Annotated in this window: 20 protein-coding genes; 13 read left to right on the top strand and 7 right to left on the bottom strand. The window is 66.4% G+C overall.

Features of this window, described 5'->3' with window-relative positions:
- The first annotated feature begins 219 nt into the window (after nucleotides 1-219).
- From LC490_RS03150 to rpmG, 7 genes are all read left to right on the top strand, one after another.
- Entirely contained in the window at nucleotides 220-651 is a 432-nt protein-coding gene (locus LC490_RS03150; protein ID WP_057972002.1) for a hypothetical protein, read from the top strand.
- Nucleotides 652-759: 108 nt separating this feature from the next.
- Complete coding sequence (locus LC490_RS03145; protein ID WP_223619266.1) at nucleotides 760-1,221, top strand: hypothetical protein; 462 nt, start codon at nucleotides 760-762, stop codon at nucleotides 1,219-1,221.
- A complete protein-coding gene (locus LC490_RS03140) occupies nucleotides 1,218-2,183 on the top strand; it encodes an NAD-dependent epimerase/dehydratase family protein (protein ID WP_223619265.1) in 966 nt (321 codons plus the stop codon). The genes LC490_RS03145 and LC490_RS03140 overlap by 4 nt, the downstream gene beginning before the upstream one ends.
- 336 nt (nucleotides 2,184-2,519) lie before the next feature.
- Nucleotides 2,520-3,260, top strand: a complete 741-nt coding sequence (locus tag LC490_RS03135; RefSeq protein WP_031370659.1) for a glycosyltransferase family 2 protein — start codon at nucleotides 2,520-2,522, stop codon at nucleotides 3,258-3,260.
- An 8-nt stretch (nucleotides 3,261-3,268) separates the two neighbouring features.
- Nucleotides 3,269-3,604 (top strand): lipid-A-disaccharide synthase N-terminal domain-containing protein, encoded by a 336-nt coding sequence (locus tag LC490_RS03130; protein WP_223619264.1) that lies wholly within the window; start codon nucleotides 3,269-3,271, stop codon nucleotides 3,602-3,604.
- A gap of 444 nt (nucleotides 3,605-4,048) precedes the next feature.
- On the top strand, nucleotides 4,049-4,285 hold the full coding sequence (gene rpmB, locus LC490_RS03125) for a 50S ribosomal protein L28 (protein WP_031370657.1): 237 nt from the start codon (nucleotides 4,049-4,051) through the stop codon (nucleotides 4,283-4,285).
- A 13-nt stretch (nucleotides 4,286-4,298) separates the two neighbouring features.
- Nucleotides 4,299-4,463 carry a 50S ribosomal protein L33 gene (gene rpmG / locus LC490_RS03120; protein ID WP_031370656.1) on the top strand — a complete coding sequence of 55 codons (165 nt, stop codon included), beginning with the start codon at nucleotides 4,299-4,301 and terminating at the stop codon, nucleotides 4,461-4,463.
- 649 nt (nucleotides 4,464-5,112) lie between these two features.
- Here rpmG and LC490_RS03115 read toward each other — a convergent pair.
- The gene (locus LC490_RS03115; protein WP_051884414.1) at nucleotides 5,113-6,351 is read right to left on the bottom strand and encodes a serine protease; all 1,239 of its coding nucleotides are present in this window, start codon (nucleotides 6,349-6,351) and stop codon (nucleotides 5,113-5,115) included.
- 396 nt (nucleotides 6,352-6,747) lie between these two features.
- Nucleotides 6,748-8,328, bottom strand: a complete 1,581-nt coding sequence (locus tag LC490_RS03110) for a proprotein convertase P-domain-containing protein (RefSeq protein WP_223619263.1) — start codon at nucleotides 8,326-8,328, stop codon at nucleotides 6,748-6,750.
- A gap of 329 nt (nucleotides 8,329-8,657) precedes the next feature.
- Between LC490_RS03110 and LC490_RS03105 the strand changes: the two genes are divergently transcribed.
- Nucleotides 8,658-12,167, top strand: a complete 3,510-nt coding sequence (locus LC490_RS03105; RefSeq protein WP_223619262.1) for a PAS domain-containing hybrid sensor histidine kinase/response regulator — start codon at nucleotides 8,658-8,660, stop codon at nucleotides 12,165-12,167.
- Here LC490_RS03105 and LC490_RS03100 read toward each other — a convergent pair.
- Entirely contained in the window at nucleotides 12,155-12,910 is a 756-nt protein-coding gene (locus tag LC490_RS03100; RefSeq protein ID WP_223619261.1) for an SDR family oxidoreductase, read from the bottom strand. The two genes, LC490_RS03105 and LC490_RS03100, sit on opposite strands and share 13 nt — an antisense overlap.
- 134 nt (nucleotides 12,911-13,044) lie before the next feature.
- Here LC490_RS03100 and LC490_RS03095 point away from each other — a divergent pair, with 134 nt between their 5' ends.
- The 3 genes from LC490_RS03095 to LC490_RS03085 all read left to right on the top strand — a co-directional run bounded on the left by LC490_RS03095 (nucleotide 13,045) and on the right by LC490_RS03085 (nucleotide 16,574).
- Nucleotides 13,045-13,935, top strand: coding sequence for an AraC family transcriptional regulator (locus LC490_RS03095; RefSeq protein WP_223619260.1), 891 nt, complete (start codon nucleotides 13,045-13,047; stop codon nucleotides 13,933-13,935).
- Nucleotides 13,936-14,140: 205 nt separating this feature from the next.
- Nucleotides 14,141-14,782, top strand: a complete 642-nt coding sequence (locus tag LC490_RS03090) for a hypothetical protein (RefSeq protein WP_223619259.1) — start codon at nucleotides 14,141-14,143, stop codon at nucleotides 14,780-14,782.
- A gap of 238 nt (nucleotides 14,783-15,020) precedes the next feature.
- Entirely contained in the window at nucleotides 15,021-16,574 is a 1,554-nt protein-coding gene (locus LC490_RS03085) for an amidase (protein WP_223619258.1), read from the top strand.
- Between the two features lie 78 nt (nucleotides 16,575-16,652).
- Here the strand turns inward: LC490_RS03085 and LC490_RS03080 are convergent, their stop codons facing one another.
- The 4 genes from LC490_RS03080 to LC490_RS03065 form a co-directional block, all read right to left on the bottom strand.
- Nucleotides 16,653-17,306, bottom strand: coding sequence for a glutathione S-transferase family protein (locus LC490_RS03080; protein ID WP_223619298.1), 654 nt, complete (start codon nucleotides 17,304-17,306; stop codon nucleotides 16,653-16,655).
- 280 nt (nucleotides 17,307-17,586) lie between these two features.
- A complete protein-coding gene (locus LC490_RS03075) occupies nucleotides 17,587-18,027 on the bottom strand; it encodes a nuclear transport factor 2 family protein (RefSeq protein WP_223619257.1) in 441 nt (146 codons plus the stop codon).
- 83 nt (nucleotides 18,028-18,110) lie between these two features.
- On the bottom strand, nucleotides 18,111-19,070 hold the full coding sequence (locus LC490_RS03070) for a type 1 glutamine amidotransferase domain-containing protein (protein WP_223619256.1): 960 nt from the start codon (nucleotides 19,068-19,070) through the stop codon (nucleotides 18,111-18,113).
- Between the two features lie 70 nt (nucleotides 19,071-19,140).
- Entirely contained in the window at nucleotides 19,141-20,178 is a 1,038-nt protein-coding gene (locus LC490_RS03065; protein WP_223619255.1) for a helix-turn-helix domain-containing protein, read from the bottom strand.
- Between the two features lie 760 nt (nucleotides 20,179-20,938).
- Here LC490_RS03065 and LC490_RS03060 point away from each other — a divergent pair.
- Both LC490_RS03060 and LC490_RS03055 read left to right on the top strand, forming a co-directional pair.
- On the top strand, nucleotides 20,939-21,871 hold the full coding sequence (locus LC490_RS03060) for an alpha/beta hydrolase (protein ID WP_223619254.1): 933 nt from the start codon (nucleotides 20,939-20,941) through the stop codon (nucleotides 21,869-21,871).
- 93 nt (nucleotides 21,872-21,964) lie between these two features.
- Nucleotides 21,965-22,486: a nuclear transport factor 2 family protein gene (locus tag LC490_RS03055; RefSeq protein ID WP_223619253.1), complete on the top strand. Its 522-nt coding sequence runs from the start codon at nucleotides 21,965-21,967 to the stop codon at nucleotides 22,484-22,486.
- The last annotated feature ends 375 nt before the right edge of the window (nucleotides 22,487-22,861 follow it).

Here is a 22,861-nt window from a genome sequence, read left to right as displayed (position 1 = left end):
CTACCCGCCGCGACTTGCCGCCGGCGCAAGTCGAGCACGGGCTCGATTCGTCCGGCATAGCCTGCGGGGACGAGGCGGGGCCGTCCTGTGACGCTTTACGGCGGCAGGGCCGGATCGATCCACTAAAATGCTGCGTCCATCTTGGCCGGACGCATCGCGCCGCCGTTCGACCGCCTGCCGTTCGACCGCCAATACCGACACCACCGAAAGGAGATTCGTATGAAATGGATTGCCGCCGCCACCTTGTTGCTGGCACCGGCCCTGGCCTTCGCACAGTCGGGCACCTGCCCCGAACTCAGCGACCCCAGCCTGAAATGGGGCGAACGCCAGGGCGCCAACTACACCATCTGCTACCTCGAACTGCCGTCGAGCCTCGGCGCCGGTTCCGGTCTGGGCGTGTACCTCGGCCAGCGCAGCTTCAAGCCGGGCAAGAAGGCGCGTGCCGAGAAGGGCACGGTCGGCACCCAGGCGGTCACCTGGTTCAAGAAGGCGACCGTCAACAACGCGCGTCCGTATTCGCGCGAAACCCAGATCAACCTGCCCGGCGCCAAGCCCAAGAGCAAGGTCAAGGTCTATGTCTGGATCGATGCGAGCAGCCAGGAACAGCTCGACGAGGCCTTCGGCCTGTCGAAGCAGATTGCGGTGAACTGAGCGCAACGAAACTCGCGACCGCGGCCCGCGCGCCATGCGCGCGCCGCGGAGCGAGCGGATAATGACTGCCCGCCATCACCCCAGGCCCGCATGATCCGATCTGCTGCATTGTCGTTGCTGCTCGCGCTGGCCGTTCCGGCCGATGCCTGGGCGACGGCAACCAGAGCGGTCTGTCCGCCGCTGCCTCCCGCCAGCGGGTTGCGTTGGCTCCATCAGCAAGGCCCGGATTTCGAGCTCTGCTACGCCGCGCGCGGCCCAATCGATCAGAACGATCCTGATCGCGAAGCGGCCTTCAGCGTTTACCTCGGAAACTTTTCGGGCTTCGACAGACGCCCTCGGACCGGCGGCGAAAGCGGTCGTGTCGGTAAGTTCCCGGTGCTCTGGTACGCGGCAAACAGGTATCGCAGCCGTGACGACAGGCCTCGCAACTCTTATGCGAGAGAAACCCTGATCGTCTTACTCACCCCCAAGCGCGCGTACGCGAGAACAGTACATATCTGGATCAACGCACGCAGTTTCACCGACCTCAACGATAGTCTCCATATTCTCAGCCGGGTCCAATTCGAATGACCATCCTCGTCACCGGCGCAGCCGGCTTCATCGGCGCCTACGTCTGCCGCGCCCTGCGCGCGCAAGGCCAGGCGGTGATCGGCCTCGATAACTACAACGACTACTACGACCCGCAACTCAAACGCGACCGCGTCGCCGCGCTGTGCCCGGATGTCGACATCCGCGCCCTCGACCTCGGCGATCGCGACGGTCTGGCCGCGCTGTTCGACGAGGTCCGGCCCGAACGCGTCATTCACCTCGCCGCCCAGGCCGGCGTGCGCTATTCGCTGACCCACCCGCACGCCTACGTCGACAGCAACCTGGCCGGCTTCGTCAATCTGCTCGAGCTGTGCCGGCACCGCGAGGTGCGCCACCTGGTCTACGCCAGCTCCTCCTCGGTGTACGGCGATTCGGCCACGCCGCCGTTCTCCGAAGACCAGCGCATCGACCAGCCGCGTTCGCTGTACGCCGCGACCAAGGCCGCCAACGAGCTGATGGCGCACACCTACGCCCACCTCTACGGCTTGCACGCGACCGGCCTGCGCTTCTTCACGGTCTACGGCCCCTGGGGCCGGCCCGACATGGCGCCGTTGCTGTTCTCGCGCGCGGTACTGGCCGGGCGCCCGATCGACGTGTTCAACCACGGCAAGATGCGGCGCGACTTCACCTACATCGACGACATCGTCGCCGGCGTGCTCGGCGCGCTTGCACACCCCTGCGAGCAGGACCCGCCGCACCGCGTGTTCAACCTGGGCAACCACACCCCGGTCGAGCTGGAGCGCTTCATCGCGGTGATCGAGGAGGCCGCCGGCCGCAGCGCCGAGAAGGTCTACAAGCCGATGCAGCCGGGCGACATGATCGAGACCATGGCCGACACCGGCCGCGCCCGGGCGGCGTTCGGCTTCGAGCCGAGCACCTCGATCGAGCTCGGTCTGCCGCGGGTGGTCGACTGGTGCCGCGGCTACTTCGGCGACCGTGCCTGAACCCATCGCCGGCTCCGGCGGCCGCGGTTGCGGCGGCCGGCCGGACCGGCGCTTCCCGACGGCACGTGACGATGTGAAGCTCCGGTTCGCCACCGCGATGACACACTATCCTGGCTCCACCGCGCTCGCGGTCGGCGCCGACAAGAAGAACCTGAATCCCCTGCAGTTCCCTTCCCCTCGGGGGAGGCAGCCCGAAAGACCGGGCGCCCCGGCGGTAAGGGGGCGTGAGGTGCCGTCGCGTACCGGCGGTCGCGTCTGCACTCGCCCGCAGCGCGCCCGCCTTCGCCTGTCCGCTCCAGGGCGCAATCGCATCGAATCCATCGCGAGTTCCAAGCAATGACGCAAAGCCCACAACTGTCCGTCGTCGTACCGGTGTTCAACGAACAGGACAACGTCGCCCCGCTGATCCAGGAAATCACCACCGCCCTGCGCGGCCGCGCGCCGTCCGACGGCGGCGATTTCGAGATCGTCTACGTCGACGACCACTCGCGCGACGGCACCCTGGCCGCGCTGGAAGCGCTGAAAGCCGGCGTGCCCGAGCTGCGGGTGCTGCACCACGTCACCCAGAGCGGGCAGAGCACCGCGGTGCGCAACGGCGTCAAAGCCGCGCGCGGCACCTGGATCGCGACCCTCGACGGCGACGGCCAGAACGACCCGGCCGACATCCCCAAACTGCTCGCCAAGCGCGCCGAGTCCGGCGCCGAGGTGAAACTGTTCGCGGGCTGGCGGGTCAACCGCCAGGACTCCGGCAGCAAGCGCTGGGCCTCCAAGTGGGCCAACGCGATCCGCAGCCGCATGCTGCGCGACGACACCCCCGACACCGGTTGCGGCATCAAGCTGTTCGAGCGTGCCGCCTTCCTCGAACTGCCGTACTTCAACCACATGCACCGCTACCTGCCGGCGCTGATCCAGCGCGCCGGCTGGAAGACCGTGAGCGTGCCGGTCAACCACCGCGCCCGCAGCACCGGCGTGTCCAAGTACAACAACCTCAACCGCGCCCTGGTCGGCATCGCCGACCTGCGCGGCGTCGCCTGGCTGATCCGCCGGGCCAAGCTCACCGCGATCGTCGAACGCTGAGGCCCGCCATGGACTTCATGAACTCCCCGATCTCGTGGTTGGCCTGGACCGGGCTGCACATGTCGCCGTGGAAGCTGATCGGCCTGGTCGGCGCCTTCATGTTCGGCGGCCGCTGGCTGGTCCAGTTCATCGCCAGCAAGCGCCAGGGCAAGCCGGTGATCCCGCGCGCGTTCTGGTACATGAGCCTGGTCGGCAGCGTCATGACCCTGAGCTACTTCGTGTTCTCGCAGAAGCAGGACTCGGTCGGCGTGATCCAGAACCTGTTCCCGGCCTTTACCGCCGCCTACAGCCTGTACCTGGACATCAAGCACCGCGGCTGGCACCGCGATCGCAACGGCCACTGAGCGTCTCAGGCTGATCTGCGATTACCTGGGCTCCAAGGGTAGGAGCGGCGCGAGCCGCGACCGCGCAACCCCGAGCACGGCGCCACCGGCCCGTAGACTCCGACCCTGGCCCTCGAAACCTCTGGCCGACCCCTCCGCCGCGAGCTGTCACCCCGCGGTCGCGGCTCACGCCGCTCCTACCCAGGGCGCGGTGCCGGCGGTTTCGCCCCCTGCTCGGCCCAAGTGCTTGTTCCGGCTTGCATTTGCCGGCATAATGCGCGGCTCGCTGCGTCCGGCTTGCCCTTAGGGGTATCCGGGCGGACCCGGAAACGCGATTCCGGCCCGCCATGGTGCAGCGGTTTTCAATCCTGACCCGTGTCGCGTGATGCAGCATTCGATCGAATGTCGGCATCGGGGCCGCCGCCTCCCTGGCCAAGGGAAGCACAGACCTTTTCGAGGTGCGTAATGTCCCGCGTATGCCAAGTATCGGGCAAGCGAACGACGACTGGTAACAACGTCTCGCATGCCATGAACAAAACCCGCCGCCGTTTCCTCCCCAACCTGCACGAGCGCCGTTTCTGGGTCGCCAGTGAGAACCGTTGGGTGAAGCTGCGTGTTTCCGCCCATGCCCTGCGCACCATCGACAAGAACGGCATCGACTCCGTTCTCGCCGAGCTCCGCGCCCGCGGCGAAAAGATCTGAGGAGGACTGACCCATGGCTTCCAAGCGCGACAAGATCCGCCTGATCTCGACGGCGAACACCGGTCACTTCTACACGACCGACAAGAACAAGAAGAACACCCCGGCGAAGATGGAGGTCAAGAAGTACGACCCCGTCGTTCGCAAGCACGTGATCTACAAGGAAGGCAAGATCAAGTGATGTCTTGGCCCGTTCGCGCCGCGCGCGAACGGCGTTGCCAAGGCCTCATCCCCGCGTAAGCGGAGATCCAAAGCCTTCAGAAGAGAACCCGCCCACGTGGCGGGTTTTCTTTTGCCCGGAATCGGGAATCGGGAATCGGGAATCGGGAATCGGGAATCGGGAATCGGGAATCGGGAGTCGGGAGTCGGGAGTCGGGAGTCGGGAGTCGGGAGTCGGGAGTCGATGATTCTCGCGCACGTCATCGAGAACAACGCTCTCAGCCGTCACCCCCGCGAAGGCGGGGGTCCAGAGACTTCAGCGCAATGCCTCGGTAAAGCCCTGTGCTCCCGCCTTCGCTGGAGCGACAGCAGGTAGATGAGGTAACGCCTTTCCCAACCGTCATCCAAGCGAAGACGGGGTGAATGGATGCGTTTGCGAGCCACTGGCTCGCGCATCCATGAACGCCAGGGCGCCATGCGCCCTGGCCGGGCCGCAGAGACTTCAGCGCATTGCTTCGATAGAGCCCTAAGTATTCGGCTGCGCCGAAGTAAAGTGGAGCCCGCCTTCGCGGGAACGACGGCAGGCGGATGACGCAGTAACTCTTCCAACCGCCACAGCCGCTCGCGTACAGCCGTGCGGCAATCCGCACGGCTGTACGGTTAGACGCAGCTCAGGGCACCACGTTGTTGAAGAACGACTTCACCTGCGGCCAGATCAACTGCATCTTCACGCCGCGGTTCGGTGCCTGCAGATTGCAGTTGCCGCCGAAGTGGTGCAACGCGACGACCTTGTGCGAGGAGCGCGCCAGCACCGGCGAGCCGGAGTTGCCGCCTTCGGTGTCGCAGTAGTAGCCGGCATCGGTGTTGGTGCCGTAACCGTCGGCATCGGCGTCGATGACCTTGCAGCGGCCGCCGCCGTCGCGATCGCTGACCACCGACAACTCCTTCATGCGCGTGGCGGGATGGCCGCTGATGTAGATCTCCTCGCCGAGCACCGGCTTGCGCACCTCCAGGCTCAGGTAACCGAAGCTGGAAATGGCGGCGAAGTTCTTCACCGTGAGCAGGCTGTAGTCCAGGGTCTGATCGGTCTTGAGCAACTTGTCGCCGGCGACCTTGGTCAAGGTGCCGCTGGTAGTGCCGGTGCAGGTGGTGGCCTGGTAGTTGAACCAGTACTCGGACGCGGCCACGTCGGCGGCGCTGTCGAGGCAGTGGTTGTTGGTGAAGATGCGGTTGTCGGCGCCCACGCGCCAGGCCGTACACCACTTGGTCCCGTTGAGCAGGATCAGCGCGACCGGCTTGGAGCGCGCGACCGCGGTGGCGTCGGTGCCGGCATAGCAGGCGACCGGGCGGCTGTCCTTGACCCCGCAGATCGACTTGGCCGAGACGTCGCCGCCGAGCAGGCCGGCATCGTTCAACTCGCCCATCAACGCTTGCGGCAAGCCTTCGTCGTAACGGCTCACGCGCACGCCGTGCCGCGGGGCCCACGGCTCGGTCGGCGTGCCGACCAGGCGCAGCACCGCGGTATTGCCGGCGATCGACATCGCGCCGAAACGGGTCTTGCCGTCCTCGCCGAGCGCGGCATCGACCGTGTGGCGACCCAGGTCGCCCTGGCGATAGCGATAGACCTCGGTGCCCTGCGGGTTCGACACCTGCAGGGTCACGCCTGCCGGTAAATCGAAGTGTTCGAAGTGCACTTTGATGAAGGCCGCATCGGGCGTGCCGATCCGCACCGGCTGCGACCATGCCGACTTCGACAGGCCCAGATGCGGTCCCAGCCGCAGGTCGACGGCACGCGTCTGGCCGGCGGTCAGCGGGGCCGGGCGGGTGTCGGCGGCGAAGGCGGTGCCGCTCAACAGGCAGGCGCCGATCAGCAGGCCGAACGCCTGCGGCGAAATCCTTGCGATAGTCATGTCGTCTCCTAGATTGCGATCCGGCGCTCTCTACGCGACTGCGAACGGCACGCATGCGCCGCGCACGAGCTTGCACAGCGCGAACGCCGCACGGACGCCTCGCGCAACACCAAAACCGCATGCAAACGTGACCGCGATCGGATTCGCGGCGCGGATGTGCGGAACTTGGATCGAGCGCGCAGCGCGTGTGTGCGCATGAGCTGAACGCGATGCAGCGGCGGATGGCGCCCCAATCGTGGGGCGCGTCGCTTTAAGGGTAGGAGCGGCGCAAGCCGCGACCACGATGCCTCACGATTACGGCGCGATCTGCGATCTCGCGGTCGCAGCTCACCCAGCTCCTACAAGTGAAGCGCGAAGCGCGGCCCGCATGCGGGCCGCGCCTCATGCCGCATGGGCTCAGAACTGCAAGGCCCAGCGGTCGATCTTGCCGACGTCCTGCGCGGCGTTGTCGTTGACGCGCAGCTTCCACACGCCGTTGGCGATCTCGCTGACGGGCACGGTATAGACCTTGTTGATGTTGTCGGTGCTGCCGCCGGTGCGGTTATGCAAGTTGTAGAGGCTGCCGTCGGGCGCGACCAAGTCAACCTTCAGATCGCCCTGGTAGGTATGCACGATGGCCACCTCGACCCTCACCGTCTGCACGCTGCCGCTGATGCCGCTGACCGTGACCGGGCTGTCGACGGTGGCGTTGTCGTTGATCGCATAGTCGGTGGTGTTCTCGAACCGCGGCGCCGGCGTGCCGCCGCCGTCGTCGCCGTCCGGCACGACCCCGCCGAAATGGCTCGAGACCTGCGGCCAGATCAAGGAGAACTTCGCGCCGGAATTCAGGCAGCCGCCGAAGTGGTGCAGGGCGATGGCCTTGCGCGTGGAGCGCGCGATCACCGGCGAGCCCGAGCTGCCGCCTTCGGTGTCGCAGTAATAACCGATGTCGGTATTGGTGCCGTTGCCGTTGACGTTGGCCGAATCGACGCGGCAGCTGCCGCCGCCGTTGCGGTCGTCGACGACGCTGAGTTCCTTCAGGCGTCCACCCGGGTGGCCGGAGATGAACAAGCCCTCGCCCGCGGTCGCGGCGCGCACGTCCAGACCGAGGTAGCCGAAGCTGGAAATGGTCGCGAAGTTCTTGACCGTGAACAGCGTGTAGTCGAGCGTGGCATCGGTGCGCAGCATCTGGTCGCCGGCGACCTTGGTCACCGTGCCCTGCGCGCCGCCGCAACTGCTGAGCTGATAGTTGAACCAGAACTCGGCGCCGGCCACCGCCGCGGCGGTGTTGATGCAGTGGTTGTTGGTGAACATGCGGTTGTCGGGACCGACGCGCCACGCCGTGCACAGGCTGCCGCCGCTGCTGAGCATGCGCGCGACCGGGCGCGAACGATCGAAGGCGGCGGCGTCGCTGCTGGCGTAACACGCCGCGGCCTTCTTGTCGTCGACACCGCAGATCGACTTGGTGCCGACCTGGCCGCCGAGCAGATTCGCATCCTGCAATTCGCCGAGCATCGCCTCGGGATAACCTTCCAGATAACGCGTCACCACCACGCCGTGCCCGGAGTTCCAGGGCTCGCGCGGCGTGCCGACCAGGCGCAGCACCGCGACCGGGCCGCCGATCGACATCGCCGAGAAGCTCAGGCGGCCGTCCTGGCCGAGGTCCTTGGCGACGGTGTAGCGGTCGCGCTGGGTGTTGCCGTAGCGATAGACCTCGCGGCCGTCGGGGCTGGCGACTTCCAGCATGACTCCTTCGGGCAGCGAGAAGCGGTCGAAGTGCACCTTGATGAAAGCCGCGTCGGGCGTGCGGATTTCGACCGGCTCGAACGCGGCTTTGCCGCCGGCGCCCAGGCGCAGGTCGGCGCTGCGCTGCTCGGCGATCTTCAGCGGCGCGGGGACGGCGGCACGGGCTTCTGGGGCGAAGGATAGGGCCAGACCCGAACTCAGGGCGATGGCGAGCAGCGTGGGCGCGAAGAATTTCGTGGTTCCGGACTTCATTGCGGTTTCCCTCCTGGAGCGGCGATGGCGCACAGAGCAGTCGCAACGGCGGTCGGCCGCCGTGCGGACGGCGGCGCAGCGTCGCGGTGCAGACGCCGGGGGTGATGAGTCGGAGCGCGCGGCGACGGGCCGGCGCCGCAGCACGCTCTCAGATCGCCCCGGCCGAAACCGTGATCGCAGTGGTTCCCTCCGCGGCCGTATCGCTGAACCTTGACCGTGGCCTCAGCGCGAGCGTGCCGGCGGCCCGGCGCCGATTCGCCCGGCACCGGTCCGACCCGCGCGCCCAGGCCGTACACTCGACCGACTTCACCGATTCCGAACCCGCGCCCTTGATCCCAGGCTGGATTCTGCTGCTGGTATCGGCCGGCTACGTCGGCCTGCTGTTCGCGGTCGCCTATTACGGCGACCAGCGCGAACGCACGCCGCGCGCGCGCTGGCTGCGCACCGCGGTGTACTCGCTCGCGCTCGCCGTCTATTGCTCGTCGTGGACTTTCTACGGCGCGGTCGGCACCGCCGCGCGCACCGGCCTGGGCTTCCTGCCGATCTACCTCGGCCCGCTGCTGATGCTGGCGTTCGGCTGGCGCATCCTCGAACGCCTGGTGCTGATCTCCGGCGAACACCGCATCGTCTCGATCGCCGACTTCCTGTCCTCGCGCTACGGCCGCGCACCCGGCCTGGCCGCCCTGGTCGCCGCGGTCGCACTGACCGCCGCGGTGCCCTACGTCGCCCTGCAGTTCAAGGCGGTGGCGATGAGCGTGGAAGTGCTGGCCGGGGTGCCGTCCGACGGCGGCCTGCTCGCCGACCCGGCGTTCTACGTGGCGATGATGCTGGCGGTGTTCGCGATCCTGTTCGGCACGCGCCAGATCGACGCCACCGAACACCATCACGGCATGGTGCTCGCGGTCGCGCTGGAGTCGCTGGTCAAGCTGATCGCCTTCATCGCCATCGGCGTGTTCGCGTTGCTGCACCTGCCCGGCCTCGGCAATTTCCCGCAACGTATTCAACAGGCCGCGCAGGTGGTGATCCAACCCGGCCTGCCGGCCGGTTTCGTCACCCAGACCCTGCTCGCCTTCACCGCGATCATCTGCCTGCCGCGCCAGTTCCACGTCGCCGTGGTCGAGTGCCAGGACCCGAACGACCTGCGTGCGGCGCGCTGGCTGTTCGGCGGCTATCTGGCGCTGATCACCGTGCTGGTGGTGCCGATCACCCTGACCGGCCAGGCCGTGCTCGCCGGCAGCGGCATCTCCCCCGACACCTACGTGCTGGCGCTGCCGCTGCAGTTCGACCAGCAGGCGCTGGCGTTGATGGTCTACATCGGCGGCTTCTCGGCCGCGACCGGCATGGTCATCGTCTCCAGCGTCGCGCTGTCGACCATGGTCAGCAATGACCTGGTGGTGCCGCTGCTGCTGCGCAGCGGCGCCTTGAACGAAAGCCAGGGCATCGACCGCCAAGTGTTGTGGGTGCGGCGCATCACCATCGTCATGCTGGCGCTGATGGCCTATGCCTACCACCGCGGTTCGCTCGGCTCGAACGGTTTGGCCCAACACGGCCTGCTCGCCTTCGCCGCGGTCGCGCAATTCGCCCCGGCGCTGATCGGCGGCCTGTACTGGCGCGGCGCCAGCCGTTCGGGCGCGTTCTCGGGCCTGTTCGCCGGCACCGTGCTGTGGATCTATACCTTGCTGCTGCCGGCGCTCGCGCGCGGCGGCTGGATTCCCGATGCTTGGCTCGCGACCGGCCCGCTCGACATCGTCTGGCTGCGCCCGGAGCAACTGTTCGGCCTGGTCGGTTGGGACCCGCTGACCCACGGCACGTTCTGGTCGCTGCTGTTCAACATCGGCGCCTTCCTGTTCATCTCGGTGCGGCAGCGCCCGCGCTTGCAGGACCAGTTGCTCGCCGCGCCCTTCCTCGACCCCTACGTGCGCCGCCCCGCGCTCGGCCCCGGCGGCTGGGCCGGCAGCGTGCGCAGCGGCGAACTGCTGACCCTGGCCGAACGCATCGTCGGCGAACGCCATGCGCGCCGCGCCTTCGAGGACTACGCCCACCAGCAAGGCCGCGAATGGCAGCCGCTGCAACCGGCCGACCGCGCCCTGGCCCAGTTCACCGAACGCCTGCTCGCCTCGGCCATCGGCGCGGCCTCGGCGCGCCTCACCCTGACCAGCGCGCTGCGCGGCTCGGGCATGGAACTCGGCGAAGTGGTGGCCCTGCTCGACGAGGCCAACCAAGAGCTGCGTTTCAACCGCCAGGTGCTGTCGACCACCCTGGAGAACATCAGCCAGGGGGTCAGCGTGGTCGACCCGGAAATGCGCCTGGTCGCGTGGAACCGGCGCTATCAGGAACTGTTCGACTACCCGGACGGCATGCTCTACGTCGGCCGCCCGGTCGGCGACCTGCTGCGCTGGAACGCCGAACGCGGCGAGATGGGCACCGGCCCGCTCGACGAACGCGCCATCGACGAACTGGTCGGCCGCCGCCTCGCCCACCTGCGCGCCGGTGCGCCGCACGTGTTCGAGCGCGTGCGCGCCAACGGCCAGGTCATCGAGATGGTCGGCCGCCCGCTGGTCGGCGGCGGCTACGTCACCAGCTACAGCGATGTGACCGACTACAAGCGCGCCGAACAGGCGCTGCGCGAAGCCAACGAGAACCTCGAACAACGCGTCGAGCAACGCACCCAGGAAGCCGAATCGGCGCAGCAGTCCAAGACCCGCTTCCTCGCCGCGGTCAGCCACGACGTGCTGCAACCGCTCAACGCCGCGCGCCTGTTCACTACCGCGCTGCGCGAAAGCGACGACATCGGCGAACAACGGCGCCTGGCCGAACGCGTCGATGCTTCGCTGCGCGCCGCCGAAGACCTGCTCGACGGCCTGCTCGACATCTCCCGCCTGGACGCCGGCGCGCTGCGCCCCGAACTGACCGACTTCGACGCCGGCGAACTGCTGCGCGAACTCGCCGCGCAGTACGCACCGAGCGCGGCCGGCCGCGGCCTGGAACTGCGCGTGCGCCTGGCGCAAGCCTCGATGCCGGTGCGCAGCGACCGCCGCCTGTTACGCCGCGCGCTGCAGAACTTCCTCGCCAACGCCTTGCGCTACACCCGCGAAGGCGGCGTGCTGATGGCCGCGCGCCTGCGCCCGCATCACGACCCCTCGCAACCGGGCCGCATCGAACTGCAGGTCTGGGACACCGGCCCCGGCATTCCCGAGCACCACCTGGAACAGATCTTCGACGAGTTCCGCCGCTTCGATCAGCCCGGCAGCGGCGGCGAGCGCGGCCTCGGCCTGGGCCTGTCGATCTGCCAGCGCATCGCCCGCACCCTCGACCACCCACTGCGCGTGCGTTCGCAGATCCGCCGCGGCAGCGTGTTCTCGATCTTCGTGCCGCGCGGCCAGGCACTGCGCGCCCAGCCCGTCGTCGAACCGGCGAATTCGTCGGCGGCCGACTCGCTGTCCGGCCTGCGCGTGTTGTGCATCGACAACGACCGCGAGATTCTCGACGGCATGCGCGCCCTGCTCGACCGATGGGGCGCGACCGCGCTGCTGGCCGCGACCGTCGACGATGCCTTGGCATTGCTCGATCAAGGCCCCGACGTCGCCCTGGTCGACTACCACCTGCACGACCGCCTCGACGGCCTCGCCACCATCGAGGCCCTGCGCGAACGCCTCGGCATCGCCTTGCCGGCCGCGCTGCTGACCGGCGACGGCAGCGACGCACTCAAGCTCGCCGCTCGCGAACGCGGCTGCCGGGTGCTGACCAAGCCGATCAAGCCGGCCTCGCTGCGCGCGTTCCTGGCGGCGCAGAAGCAGGCGGCGCAGGTCAGGCTGCGGCCGCCGCCTCAGATCGCCTGACCGCCCGACACCTCGATCCGCTGCGCGTTGACCCAACGGTTCTGCTCGGACAACAGGCTGGCGATCATCGGCCCGATATCGTCGGGCAAGCCGACGCGGCCGAGCGCGGTCATCTCGGCGAAGTGGCGGTTGAACTCGGGCGTGTCGCGCACCGCGCCGCCGAAGAAGTCGGTCTCGATCGCGCCCGGCGCCACCGTGTTGACGGCGATGCCGCGGCTGCCGAGTTCCTTCGCCAGATACACCGTCAGCACTTCCACCGCGCCCTTCGCCGCCGCATACGCCGACCAACCCGGCGCCGAGAAACGGGTCAGGCCGGTCGACAGATTGACGATGCGGCCGCCGTCGGCGATCAGGGGCAGCAAGGCCTGGGTGAGGAAGAACACGCCCTTGAAGTGGACGTCGACCAGGCGGTCGAACTGCGCCTCGGTCGTCCGCTCGAACGGCGCGTTGTCGCCGTGGCCGGCATTGTTGACGAGGTGGTCGAAGGTCTCGCGCTGCCACCTGTCCTGCAGCGCGGTCCGCAGCGTCCGCACGAACGGCGCGAACGCGGCGACGTCGCCGGTGTCGAGCGGCAAGGCGACGGCCTTGCGCCCCATCGCCTCGATCTCGGCGACGACGGCGGCCGCGTCTTCGGCCCGACGTTGGTAGGTCAGAACGACATCGCCGCCGTGGCGGGCGATGTTGAGCGCGGTGTTGCGGCCGAGCCCGCGGCTGGCGCCGGTGACGAGGGCGATCTTGTTCATGCTGCGAATCCTGGGGCGAGTGAGGGCGCCACTATCGGACCGGCGGCCCGCCGCCGGTTGCTGGAATCTCGGCGTTGTTTGCCTGATCCTCCAGGCTGGCCCGTGCCGCCGCAGCGACGGAGTAGGCTCGCCCCGTGACCACTCTTCTCGATACCGTCGGCCATTACGCCCAGGCCCATGCCGACCCGACCGGCCTGGCCCGCACTCCGATCCCCGGCCTCGCCGCGATCCGCGCTACCGCACCCAGCGGCCTGCTGCACGAAATCTCGCGGCCGCTGGTTTGCCTGGTCCTGCAGGGCAGCAAGCAGGTCACGATGGGCCCCCAGACCTTCGCCTTCGGCGCCGGCGACTCGTTGCTGATCGCCGCCGACGTGCCGACGGTCAGCCAGATCACCCAGGCCAGCGCTGCCGCGCCCTACCTGTCCTTCGTGATGGAACTCGATGCCGCCGTCATCGCCAACCTGGCGACGGAAATGCAGGCAGCGCCCACGGCCGAGCGTTTCCCGGTGCAGATCGAGCCGACCGACAGCGAAGTCGCCGACGCGGCCCTGCGCCTGATGCGCCTGCTCGACCGTCCCGCGTCGATGCCGGTCCTGCAAACGCAGTTGCTGCGCGAACTGCATTACTGGCTGCTGCTCGGCCGGCACGGCGCGGCGATCCGCCGCCTGGGCTGGCCCAACAGCAACGCCCAACGCGTCGCCAGGGCAGTGGCCGTGCTGCGCGCCGAGTTCGCCCAACCGCTGCCGGTCGAGCGCCTCGCCTCGGCCGCCGGCATGAGCCCGTCCTCGTTTTACCAACACTTCCGCGAAGTGACCTCGCTGTCGCCGTTGCAGTTCCAGAAACAACTGCGCCTGATCGAAGCCCGGCGGCTGATGTTGTCGGAAGGCGTCAGCGCGAGCAGCGCCGCCTTCGCGGTCGGCTACGAAAGCGTGCCGCAATTCACCCGCGAATACGGACGCGTGTTCGGCCTGCCGCCGGTGCGGGACACGCAGACGGCGAAGAACAAGGCGCGGCCGGTGACGTAAGTTGGGGCGGGTCCGCTTTGCGTTGGCGATTCGCCCGGCCTTTCGTTCTGGCCTCGTCCTGCCCTATCGCTGTCGTCTTAGCTCCCGAGACAGGCCGATGCTCTAGTGAGAAGTCACGGGGACTTCATCGCCGAAAGCCAATGGCGCCGCAGCTGCGGCCGTCGGAGAATGCCCTCCACCTGCCGAGCATCGCCGACGACCCACCATGACCGTATCCAACATCGATCCGAAGCTACTGTTCGCCTGGCAAGCCGCGCATTCCATCGCCCGCGGCTCCCCGGTTCCCGTGCACGACCGCGGCGGCTTTCGCGTGGACACCCACTCGGAAAAGGAAGTGAAGCGCTGGGTGTTCCCGGCGCTATGCGACGGCCTGCGCGAAATCGCTCACGACATTACGGCGCCACGGCATTACTTGAAGCTGTGCGGCAGCGACGAGGAACTGCGAAGCGCACTGCCCGCCCGCTGGGAGATTCAGCCAGCGAACTATCTGATGACGACGGCCGTAGCCGACCTCGATACGAAGCCCCTGCCGGCCGGGTACAGGATGGAACTGCATCGTGCCGGGCCGGTCACCCGAGCCAGCGTCATCGCGCCGAACGGCGATCTGGCCGCAACCGGATCCGCGGCGGAAAGCGCAGAGGCCTTCATCTACGACCGAATCGAAACCGCGCAGGATCATCGCCGCAAAGGACTGGGCGTCGCAGTGATGGTCGCGCTTGGCAGCGCGAGAAACTCCCTTGCAAGCCGGCAGCTCCTGGTCGCGACTGAAGACGGCCGCGGCCTGTATGCGAACCTGGGCTGGACGGTGCTCGCCCCGTTCGCTGCTGCGACTATTCCGGAAGGTTGAAGCTATAGGCCGGCTGATCTTGCGGTCCGGGTATGCTCCGTTCCAGTAGAAATATCGGGCTTACCCTGTCTCGTCCAGGCAAGGCTGTTACTCCCTTGCAGTAGGCCCGAAGTGACGGCTTCCAGCCGGTTGCGATCACTTGTTTCCACTAGAATTCGGGCGTTGCAGGACAAGCAAGTAAGAATCGGGGGCGCAAATACCCTTGATTGAAGACCGCCGACCTACACACAGGGCCATCATGAATCCGATTTCCAGGCGTGACTTTCCTAGGGCGCCAGGCGGCACTTCAGTTTCATCCTGCGGCCCTGCCATTGCCTCTGCACACAATGGCCTCGCATCGGGAGAGCTGGCTTTTTCGTCGGCGACCGAGCTGGCACAACTGATTCAGCGAAAACAAGTCAGCTCGTTCGAACTCACTCAGTACTACATCGAGCGCATCGAACGATTCGATGAAGCGTTGAATGCCGTCGTGGCGAGGGATTTCGACCGCGCACTGGAAGCGGCGAAGTCAGCCGACGCGTCTCTTGCCCGGGGACAGCGATTGGGATCGCTGCACGGCGTGCCGATGACGATCAAAGAAGCCTTCGACGTGTCCGGATTGCCGACCACCTGGGGCGTGCCGGAGCAACAGGACAACCTCGCCATGAACGACGCAACGGTCGTCGGGCACCTGAAGGCAGCCGGCGCCCATTTCATGGGGAAGACGAACGTCGCGCTGCGACTCGCGGACTGGCAGAGCTACAACGACGTTTACGGAATAACCAACAACCCCTGGGACACTGCGAGGTCGCCGGGCGGATCTTCCGGCGGATCGGCCGCCGCGCTGGCGGCCGGTTTGACCGGCTTGGAATTCGCCTCCGATATCGCGGGGTCGATCCGAAATCCGTCTCACTTCTGTGGTGTGTATGGACACAAACCCACGTATGGAATCGTTCCGACGCTGGGCCACAATCCCCTTGGCGTCGTATCTGCGCCGGATTTGAATGTCGTCGGGCCGATGGGGCGGAGTGCGGAAGATCTGGCGCTGGCTCTGGACGTCGTAGCGGGTCCTGACCGGTTCCGGTCGCCGGGCTGGAGACTGGTGCTTCCACCGCCGAAGGCACGCACTTTACGAGGCTTGCGCGTTGCGATTTGGCCGAAGGAGGATTTCGTTCCCACCTCTGTGGAGATATCGGATCGCGTGCAGCAAGTCGGAGAAGCTCTTGCCCGTGCTGGCGCGGTCGTTTCTGATCTGGCCCGCCCTGAACTCTCGCCACGGCAATCGCACAACACATACCTGAACCTGTTGGCATCGACAGGACTCGTCAACCTTCCCGATGAGTACTATTCCGTTGCCCAGGCGGCGGCTGCGTCGTTCGATGCGAACGACGAATCGCCGTTAGCGGTAGTTACGCGCGCCCGCGTACTCGATCATCGAAGCTGGTCCGATCACGACGAAGCGCGTACCCGCTACCGCCTGCGCTGGCGCGCCTTCTTCAACGATTGGGATGTGGTGATATGCCCGATTTCCGCAACCACGGCCTACGAACATGATCATCGGCCCAAGCTCGAGCGAGTTCTCGCCGTCGACACGGCACCGACCTCGCATTACGAGCATTACTTTTGGGTAGGCCTTGCGACCCTCGCATATTTGCCGAGCACTGCTTTTCCCTGCGGATTATCAAGCGACGGGCTGCCAATCGGCCTGCAGATCATCGGCCCGGAGTATGGCGACCGGACCACCATTGAAGTGGCCCGGCTGATCGCACAGGAGCTTGGCGGTTTTCAGACGCCTCCTGGTTTCGGGGCCTAACACCCACGATCGAGCGTCTACATTTGGCCGAAAGCCGACCGCCGCTCCGGACCGCAGCTCCCATCCCGAACCGAACCCTCAACCGGCTTGTGGCTTGGCGGCGTTGACCGCCCATTGCGCGGCGAATGCACGCTGGTAGGCGGGCCGCGCTTCGCCGCGGGCGACGTAGGCGGCCAGACGCGGAAATTCGTCCAGGATGCCCGACGGTCGCAGCCTGAGCAGCACCGACACCATCATCAGGTCGCCCGCGCTGAATGCACGATCGAGCCAGTCGGCATCGCCCAGGCGGGCCGCAAGCTGCACCAGCCGGTGGCGAATGCGATCTTCGACCAGAGGCAGGCGCTCTTTAGCCCAGGGCCGGTCGCCTTCCTGGAACTTGGCGACGACCAGGTCGAGGATCGGCGGTTCCACGGTGTTGAGCGCGGCGAACATCCAGGCGATGGCACGCGCCCGTGCGTTGGCGTCGCCCGGCAACAGGCCTGGGTGGCTTTGCGCGAGGTGCAAGACGATCGCGCCCGTTTCGAACAGGGCGAGGTCGCCTTCCTCGTAGGTGGGAATCTGGCCGAAGGGCTGCAGGCGCAGGTGCGCGGGTTCCTTCATCGCAGCGAACGAAACCAGGCGGGCCTCGTAGGCTTGGCCTGTTTCTTCCAGCGCCCAACGCACGCGCGTATCGCGCGCCAGTCCCTTGCCGCCGTCGGGCGACCGTTCAAAGGCGGTAATGATGATGGCCATCGTGACACGCTCCTGGTGAGCCGGTTGCGGGTTGTCCGCTACATACACGACGAACGGCCGGAGCGGAATTCGACAGACGCCGGAAGCATGCGCATAAGCGCGCACCCGCGTCCGAGACGGGCACGGGCACGGGCACGGGCACGGGTGGAGTGAACCTGATTCGGTTTCATTCGGGGCAGGCATTCCGCCCGCCCTCGCGCAAAAGTTACGCCGGCACTATGCCGCCGCTTCGCGCCGCCCTGCGCGCGAAGCGGCGGGTTCGAAAGCCGCGCTACGGTGCTTAGGGTTTACGTTGACCGCTCCACGATTTGCTCACGATCATCCATTTCCCGTCGATCTTCGACAACGCAAGATAATCCAGCCCCTTCCACGCGGGATAATCCAGCATCACTTTGACGACCGCAGCGTGTTCGGTCACATCCACGATTTCGTAACTGCGTTTGCGCTGGGCCTCATCGTCGGCCGGCTTGCCCTGGAACCCCTTCGCCCATTCCTCCGCGGTTTGCGCGACCACCTGGCCTCTGGTTGTCGAATAGCCGAGCACCACACCGTCTTTTCTGAGCACTTCGAAAGCCAGATTGGCGTCGCCGGTTTCGAAGGCGCGCATCATCTTTTTCATGGTTTGGTCCACCGCGTCATGCTCGCTGTTTTGCGCCATGACGGAGGTGGGAAGAACGAGGAAAGCCAGTGCGAGAACGAAGGACCGGATCGAGATTTTCATGGTTGTCCTGAGGTTTATCGAGTGCGTGAGGGTGGTCCGGCCTCGCCTGGCGACGGCGATGCTCCGGAAGATCAGCGTTTAGATCAGCGTTTCGCCGCGCCGCTGCCTGGCTGTCGATCGGCCAGTTTGCGAAGGACATCGACCACGGCTTCCGCCACAGGCTTCGCGGACGCGTAGTTCTGGCCTGTCACCACCCTGCCGTCGACTTCGGCGTAAGGCTGGTTGCCATCGAGCGCATGGAAGGAGCCGCCGCGGGCTTCGACCGTTTTCCGGATCAGGAAAGGGAACTCTTTGAAGTAGGCAGCGCCCTGATCTTCGTGTTCTTCGGGGAAACCGGTGATGCGTTTGCCCGCGACCAAGGCTTGGCCGCTGGAGAGCTTGAGGTTGACGATTCCAGCCGTGCCGTGACAGACGGCGGAAACCACCCCGCCGTTGCGCTCGTAAACATGCATGGCGATGTTCTGCAGGACCGGATGCTCCGGCACACCGTAGATGGCATTGCTGCCGCCGACGTAGTACACGGCGCGGTATCGGGCGGGGTCGACCTGCGCGGGTTTGGCGGTGTTCCGCAGCCCGTCCATGATGCGCCCGTCCTTCAGCCGAGGCTCCACCTCCTTGCTGACATAAGCGTCGAGGATCGGCACCGCCCCGCCGTCGGGCGAGACGAAGTCGACCGAATAGCCCGCGGCATGGAACGTATCCCACGCATGCACGACCTCGCCGAAGCTGATGCTGGCCGGCAGGGCCGATGCCCCGTGGACCTTGCTGCTGGCGAGGATGAAGAGAATGCGTCCCGGGTTGCCACCGGCGGGCTCCCGGCGGTCGGTCTTCGCGACGGATCGGGCCGTGCTCGTCCGCTCCGTGGGCGCCACGGTCGGCGAACGGTTCACGGCCACCTGCCCGGCGAGGGCCTGCCCGGCGATGTCATGCCCGGTATAGGTCTGCCCGGGGAAAGCATGGGCCGCATGGGCGCCGGAAACGCCGCCCAGCCAGGCGGACAGCATGAGCATCAGGATGCATTGAATGAAGCGAGGTAGGTGCATGAGCGCGAGCTCGCGGGGAGGAGCCCGCACACTACCCAATCTCTTTCAAATCAATCTCTTGCAATATCCTTCAGGAGTGCTGGAATCGCTTTTCGGAGTCGGCCTTGGTCGCGCGGAACGCCGCCGGCGTGACCCCCTCCAGCTTTTTGAATGCGCTGTGGAAGGTCGACATCGATTGGAAGCCGGCTTCTTCGGCCACGACTTCGAGCGGCTTCGGGGGGAGCTGCCGCAGCAGCGCCTTCGCCTCACCCACGCGCAGTTGCGCCAGGTATTGCTTGAACGTGGTCTGGTTGTTGTCGTTCAGCAGCTGCGACAACCGGGTCTGGGGCACTCCGAGCCGGCGGGCGAGGCGAGGCAGCGTCAATGCGGGGTCCAGATACAAGCGCTCGCGCGCCATCAACTCGGCCAAGGCCTGCAACTGCACGGAAGCCTCGGACTCCGGAATCCGCCGATCCTGATAGGGCTCGATCGGAGCCTGACCGGACCGCAGGCGCAGGTAGATCAGGACGCTCGCCGCGAGGACGAAGGTAAACGACAGCGCGCCGACGATGTAGGAGGTATAGCCGGAGGTGTAGTAGGCGATCCAGATCAACCAGATGCCGCCCACCGCCCCCAGCAACAGCGGGCCGGACGGCGTCCCCGAAAGCCGCGTGCGATGCAGGTACACCTGCGCGGTGGCGAGCAGGAGGTAGCCCAGCCACGAGTAGGTGATAGCCGGCGCGACGACGTGTCGCCACAAGTCGATGTGGCCGGCATAGGGCAGGAACACGTTGACGGCGGCGGCTATGGCCAACAGCCCGGCGATATGCCGACGGTCGGCCCGCCCGGGGCCGGGGCTATCGCCCTGGCTGGAGCGGACCAGAAAGAACAGGCAGGGCCCGATCATGAAACAGGCGGTCAGGCCGAGCTGGAGAACGATCTTGGGAATGTCGGGCCAAAAATAAAAGGCAACGGATTTCCCCGTTCGCACGCTGACCGCGAGGATCAGCAGCGATAGCCAACGCTGCGTGGGTTCGCCCTTGGCCCGCCACCAGAGAAACGACGCCGCGCCGATGCCGTTGAAGGCGCCGAGCATGGCGAAGAAGAACAGGAAATGCTGGCTCAGCATGATCGGCGCATCGAAAGATCGGTTTTGGTCGAGTCGCGACCGCACAGCGAGACGGCGGCGCGCGCTTGCGGCGAACAGGCAGGAACATGCTTACATCGCCCCGATCCGGTGCCCGGCCTTATGCGCCTCGACGAGGGTACGCAATGGTACACACTTGCCCATCGCCCTTCCGGGGCGCGGTTCTGGCGAGGCACCGCCGGCGATCACCTATCGCAGGAGTCCGTTTCCTGTGCCTCGCCGCCGTAGACCATGGACTTTTACGTCGGCCGCTCATGTGGGTGCATGCGCGTGGGTCGTGGACGCACGACCGTCCGGATGCGGTCGTCGAACCTGGCCGGGCGGAGCAGGCGGCCGTTCGTTTCCTCATAGGCTCGCCTCCAAGTTCCAACCGGCCGGGTCGAGTGCGCCCGGCCGACCCGGTTCGAGTCGGCCAGGTTCGGATGGTCCGGGGCCGTAGGCCAGGGCCTCGGCCCAGCCTCTTCGCCGAGGCATCGAAGCTTGGCAGGGGCGCCCCATCGAAAAGAGCGATGTCCGCTGCCGGCCGAAAGCGGACAGAACGGAGAGGATGGCCGAGCCACCGGTTGCGCTCATTCGGTCACCCGCCTGTGCAGATGTGTCCGGCCCGGCCATGCGCCGGCTTGTTGACCAGGGCCGGGTTGTAGGGCGCGAGCAGAGTCAGGAGTTACACTCCAGCCGGTGGGTGCGCCGATACCCAAGGGGCCGTCTATCAGGTTGTTAAGCAGCATGGGGAACCACTCCAATGCTTCGACAGTCACCCGGCGTTTTGACTCTGGCGATTCTTGCGGCATGTACGGCGATGCCGCCGCCTCGCATAGCGTCGCAGAGTGCCGACGAGCTGATGGGGCCCGCCGAGTTCCGGTCCTTGCCCAGTCGACCGGCGGACCATCGCATCGCCTATGGCGATGACCCGAATCAATACGCCGATTTGAGCGTTCCTTCCACGGCGGGGCCGCATCCCGTGGTGATCCTGATCCATGGCGGCTGCTGGAAAGCGGACTACGCCACGCTGCGCGGCCTGGCGCCCATGGCCGATGCGCTGAAAGCCGACGGCATCGCTAGCTGGAACATTGAATACCGCCGCATTCCCCAACCGGGCAGCGGCTGGCCGGGAACCTATGCAGATGTCGGACGGGCAACGGATCACCTTCGAGTGATCGCGCAGAAGTACCGGCTCGATCTCGACCGCGTGGTCGTGCTGGGACACTCGGCCGGCGGACACCTGGCGATGTGGGTGGCGGCTCGCTCCCGCCTTCCGGCCAAGAGTCAACTGCATGTTGCGGATCCACTGCCGATCAGTGGCGTAGTCGATCTCGCAGGTGCCGGCGACCTGGAGGCGTTCATCCCGGTGCAAATGACCGCTTGCCGCGACCCGAACATCGTCAAGACCCTGCTTGGAGGCGAACCTGCCGCTGCACCCGAACGCTATGCGCAGACATCCGCCATGAGGATGCTTCCGCTAGCGAAACGGCAGATTCTGATCTGGGGTCAACGGGACGAGGTGGCGCCTGTTTGGCTGGGCGAGGCTTACGCAGACGCAGCGCGTAAGGCCGGCGATTCCGTAAGGCTAGAAGTGTTGCCATCGCTCGGCCATTTCGAGATCGCCGATCCAGCCTCGCCGGCGTGGCCTGTCGTGCACGAGGCAATCGGATCATTGCTGAAACCGGGACACTAGCCACGCACTCGGCTTGTACTCAAACCGAAACCGCCTCGCCACTCGGCGTAGTTCAGGCACTGGCGCCACGCCCACCACCATAGGGAGTCGAGCATGAAAACCTTGCGATCCTGTGTTCTCGCGTCCGCTCTGCTGGCTGCAGCGAGTATGAGTTCCGCCGCGGAAACTGCCGTGCAGTCGGTACCCGATGCCGCGTTGCAGGCGATGCTCGGCAAGTATGCGGAGGCCGCAGAGCTGTTCTATAACGGTAAGCCAGAGGCGGTGAAGGCGCTCTGGTCGCACGCGCAGGACGTAACCTTGTCGGGCGCGGCTGGCGGCGCTACTGCGAAAGGATGGAGCAATGTCAGCTCGAGGCTCGACTGGGCGAGCTCCCAGTTCCTGGGTTCCCACGGCTCCAAGAGCATCGAGCAGATCTCGACGGCGATCAGCGGCGACTTCGCTTACATCGTGCAGTACGAACACATTCGGTATCACCCTTCCGGACAGCCTGAGGCAGCTAAACGGGACTACCGCGTGACCACTATTTTCCGGCGCGAAACGGAAGGCTGGCGCGTGGTTCACCGGCATGCGGACACGCTGTTCACGAGGCAGGACATCCGCCAGAAAACGCCATAGCGAGCCGGGCTCCTGAGTCCGGATCAGTGCTCATCTCGATGACACGGACACCCGACCGCAGGGGCCGTGCATGAACCGACGCGGCTGATCGCTCCATCGTCGTCTGACCTTGGTGCTCTCCTGCTCGTCCCTCCGGACGATTCCACCATCACCATCCAGATGTGGATCGACGCCACTCCCGCGTACTCCCAAGGCCGTTTGATAGTGGTATGCATCTGCTGGACCTGTGAGCGTTGAGAACCTCCCGCCCCAACCGAAAGCAGACAATGGTCTTTGAGAATCGAGTGACCGCTTCCACCCCAAAGCGATGAACGCCCCCAGTGGATGAGCGAACACAAACTCTCTCCCGGACACGATCGTCTCCCCCGGGCGGGG

The organism is Lysobacter sp. ESA13C (assembly GCF_019970005.1).
In the GTDB taxonomy this organism is placed as follows: domain Bacteria; phylum Pseudomonadota; class Gammaproteobacteria; order Xanthomonadales; family Xanthomonadaceae; genus Lysobacter; species Lysobacter antibioticus_B.
The sequence above is the reverse complement of the archived record's forward strand: the minus strand, read 5'-3'. Positions and strand labels throughout refer to the sequence as shown.

Excerpts from the sequence above, each read along its gene's own strand:
- LC490_RS03090 (WP_223619259.1), top strand. The coding sequence starts at position 14,141 with ATGACCGTATCCAACATCGATCCGAAGCTACTGTTCGCCTGGCAAGCC.
- LC490_RS03115 (WP_051884414.1), bottom strand. The coding sequence starts at position 6,351 with ATGACTATCGCAAGGATTTCGCCGCAGGCGTTCGGCCTGCTGATCGGC.
- LC490_RS03150 (WP_057972002.1), top strand. The coding sequence starts at position 220 with ATGAAATGGATTGCCGCCGCCACCTTGTTGCTGGCACCGGCCCTGGCC.
- LC490_RS03140 (WP_223619265.1), top strand. The coding sequence starts at position 1,218 with ATGACCATCCTCGTCACCGGCGCAGCCGGCTTCATCGGCGCCTACGTC.
- LC490_RS03130 (WP_223619264.1), top strand. The coding sequence starts at position 3,269 with ATGGACTTCATGAACTCCCCGATCTCGTGGTTGGCCTGGACCGGGCTG.
- LC490_RS03080 (WP_223619298.1), bottom strand. The coding sequence starts at position 17,306 with ATGGCCATCATCATTACCGCCTTTGAACGGTCGCCCGACGGCGGCAAG.
- rpmG (WP_031370656.1), top strand. The coding sequence starts at position 4,299 with ATGGCTTCCAAGCGCGACAAGATCCGCCTGATCTCGACGGCGAACACC.
- LC490_RS03070 (WP_223619256.1), bottom strand. The coding sequence starts at position 19,070 with ATGCACCTACCTCGCTTCATTCAATGCATCCTGATGCTCATGCTGTCC.
- LC490_RS03135 (WP_031370659.1), top strand. The coding sequence starts at position 2,520 with ATGACGCAAAGCCCACAACTGTCCGTCGTCGTACCGGTGTTCAACGAA.
- LC490_RS03100 (WP_223619261.1), bottom strand. The coding sequence starts at position 12,910 with ATGAACAAGATCGCCCTCGTCACCGGCGCCAGCCGCGGGCTCGGCCGC.
- LC490_RS03065 (WP_223619255.1), bottom strand. The coding sequence starts at position 20,178 with ATGCTGAGCCAGCATTTCCTGTTCTTCTTCGCCATGCTCGGCGCCTTC.
- LC490_RS03060 (WP_223619254.1), top strand. The coding sequence starts at position 20,939 with ATGCTTCGACAGTCACCCGGCGTTTTGACTCTGGCGATTCTTGCGGCA.
- LC490_RS03055 (WP_223619253.1), top strand. The coding sequence starts at position 21,965 with ATGAAAACCTTGCGATCCTGTGTTCTCGCGTCCGCTCTGCTGGCTGCA.
- LC490_RS03110 (WP_223619263.1), bottom strand. The coding sequence starts at position 8,328 with ATGAAGTCCGGAACCACGAAATTCTTCGCGCCCACGCTGCTCGCCATC.
- rpmB (WP_031370657.1), top strand. The coding sequence starts at position 4,049 with ATGTCCCGCGTATGCCAAGTATCGGGCAAGCGAACGACGACTGGTAAC.
- LC490_RS03075 (WP_223619257.1), bottom strand. The coding sequence starts at position 18,027 with ATGAAAATCTCGATCCGGTCCTTCGTTCTCGCACTGGCTTTCCTCGTT.
- LC490_RS03085 (WP_223619258.1), top strand. The coding sequence starts at position 15,021 with ATGAATCCGATTTCCAGGCGTGACTTTCCTAGGGCGCCAGGCGGCACT.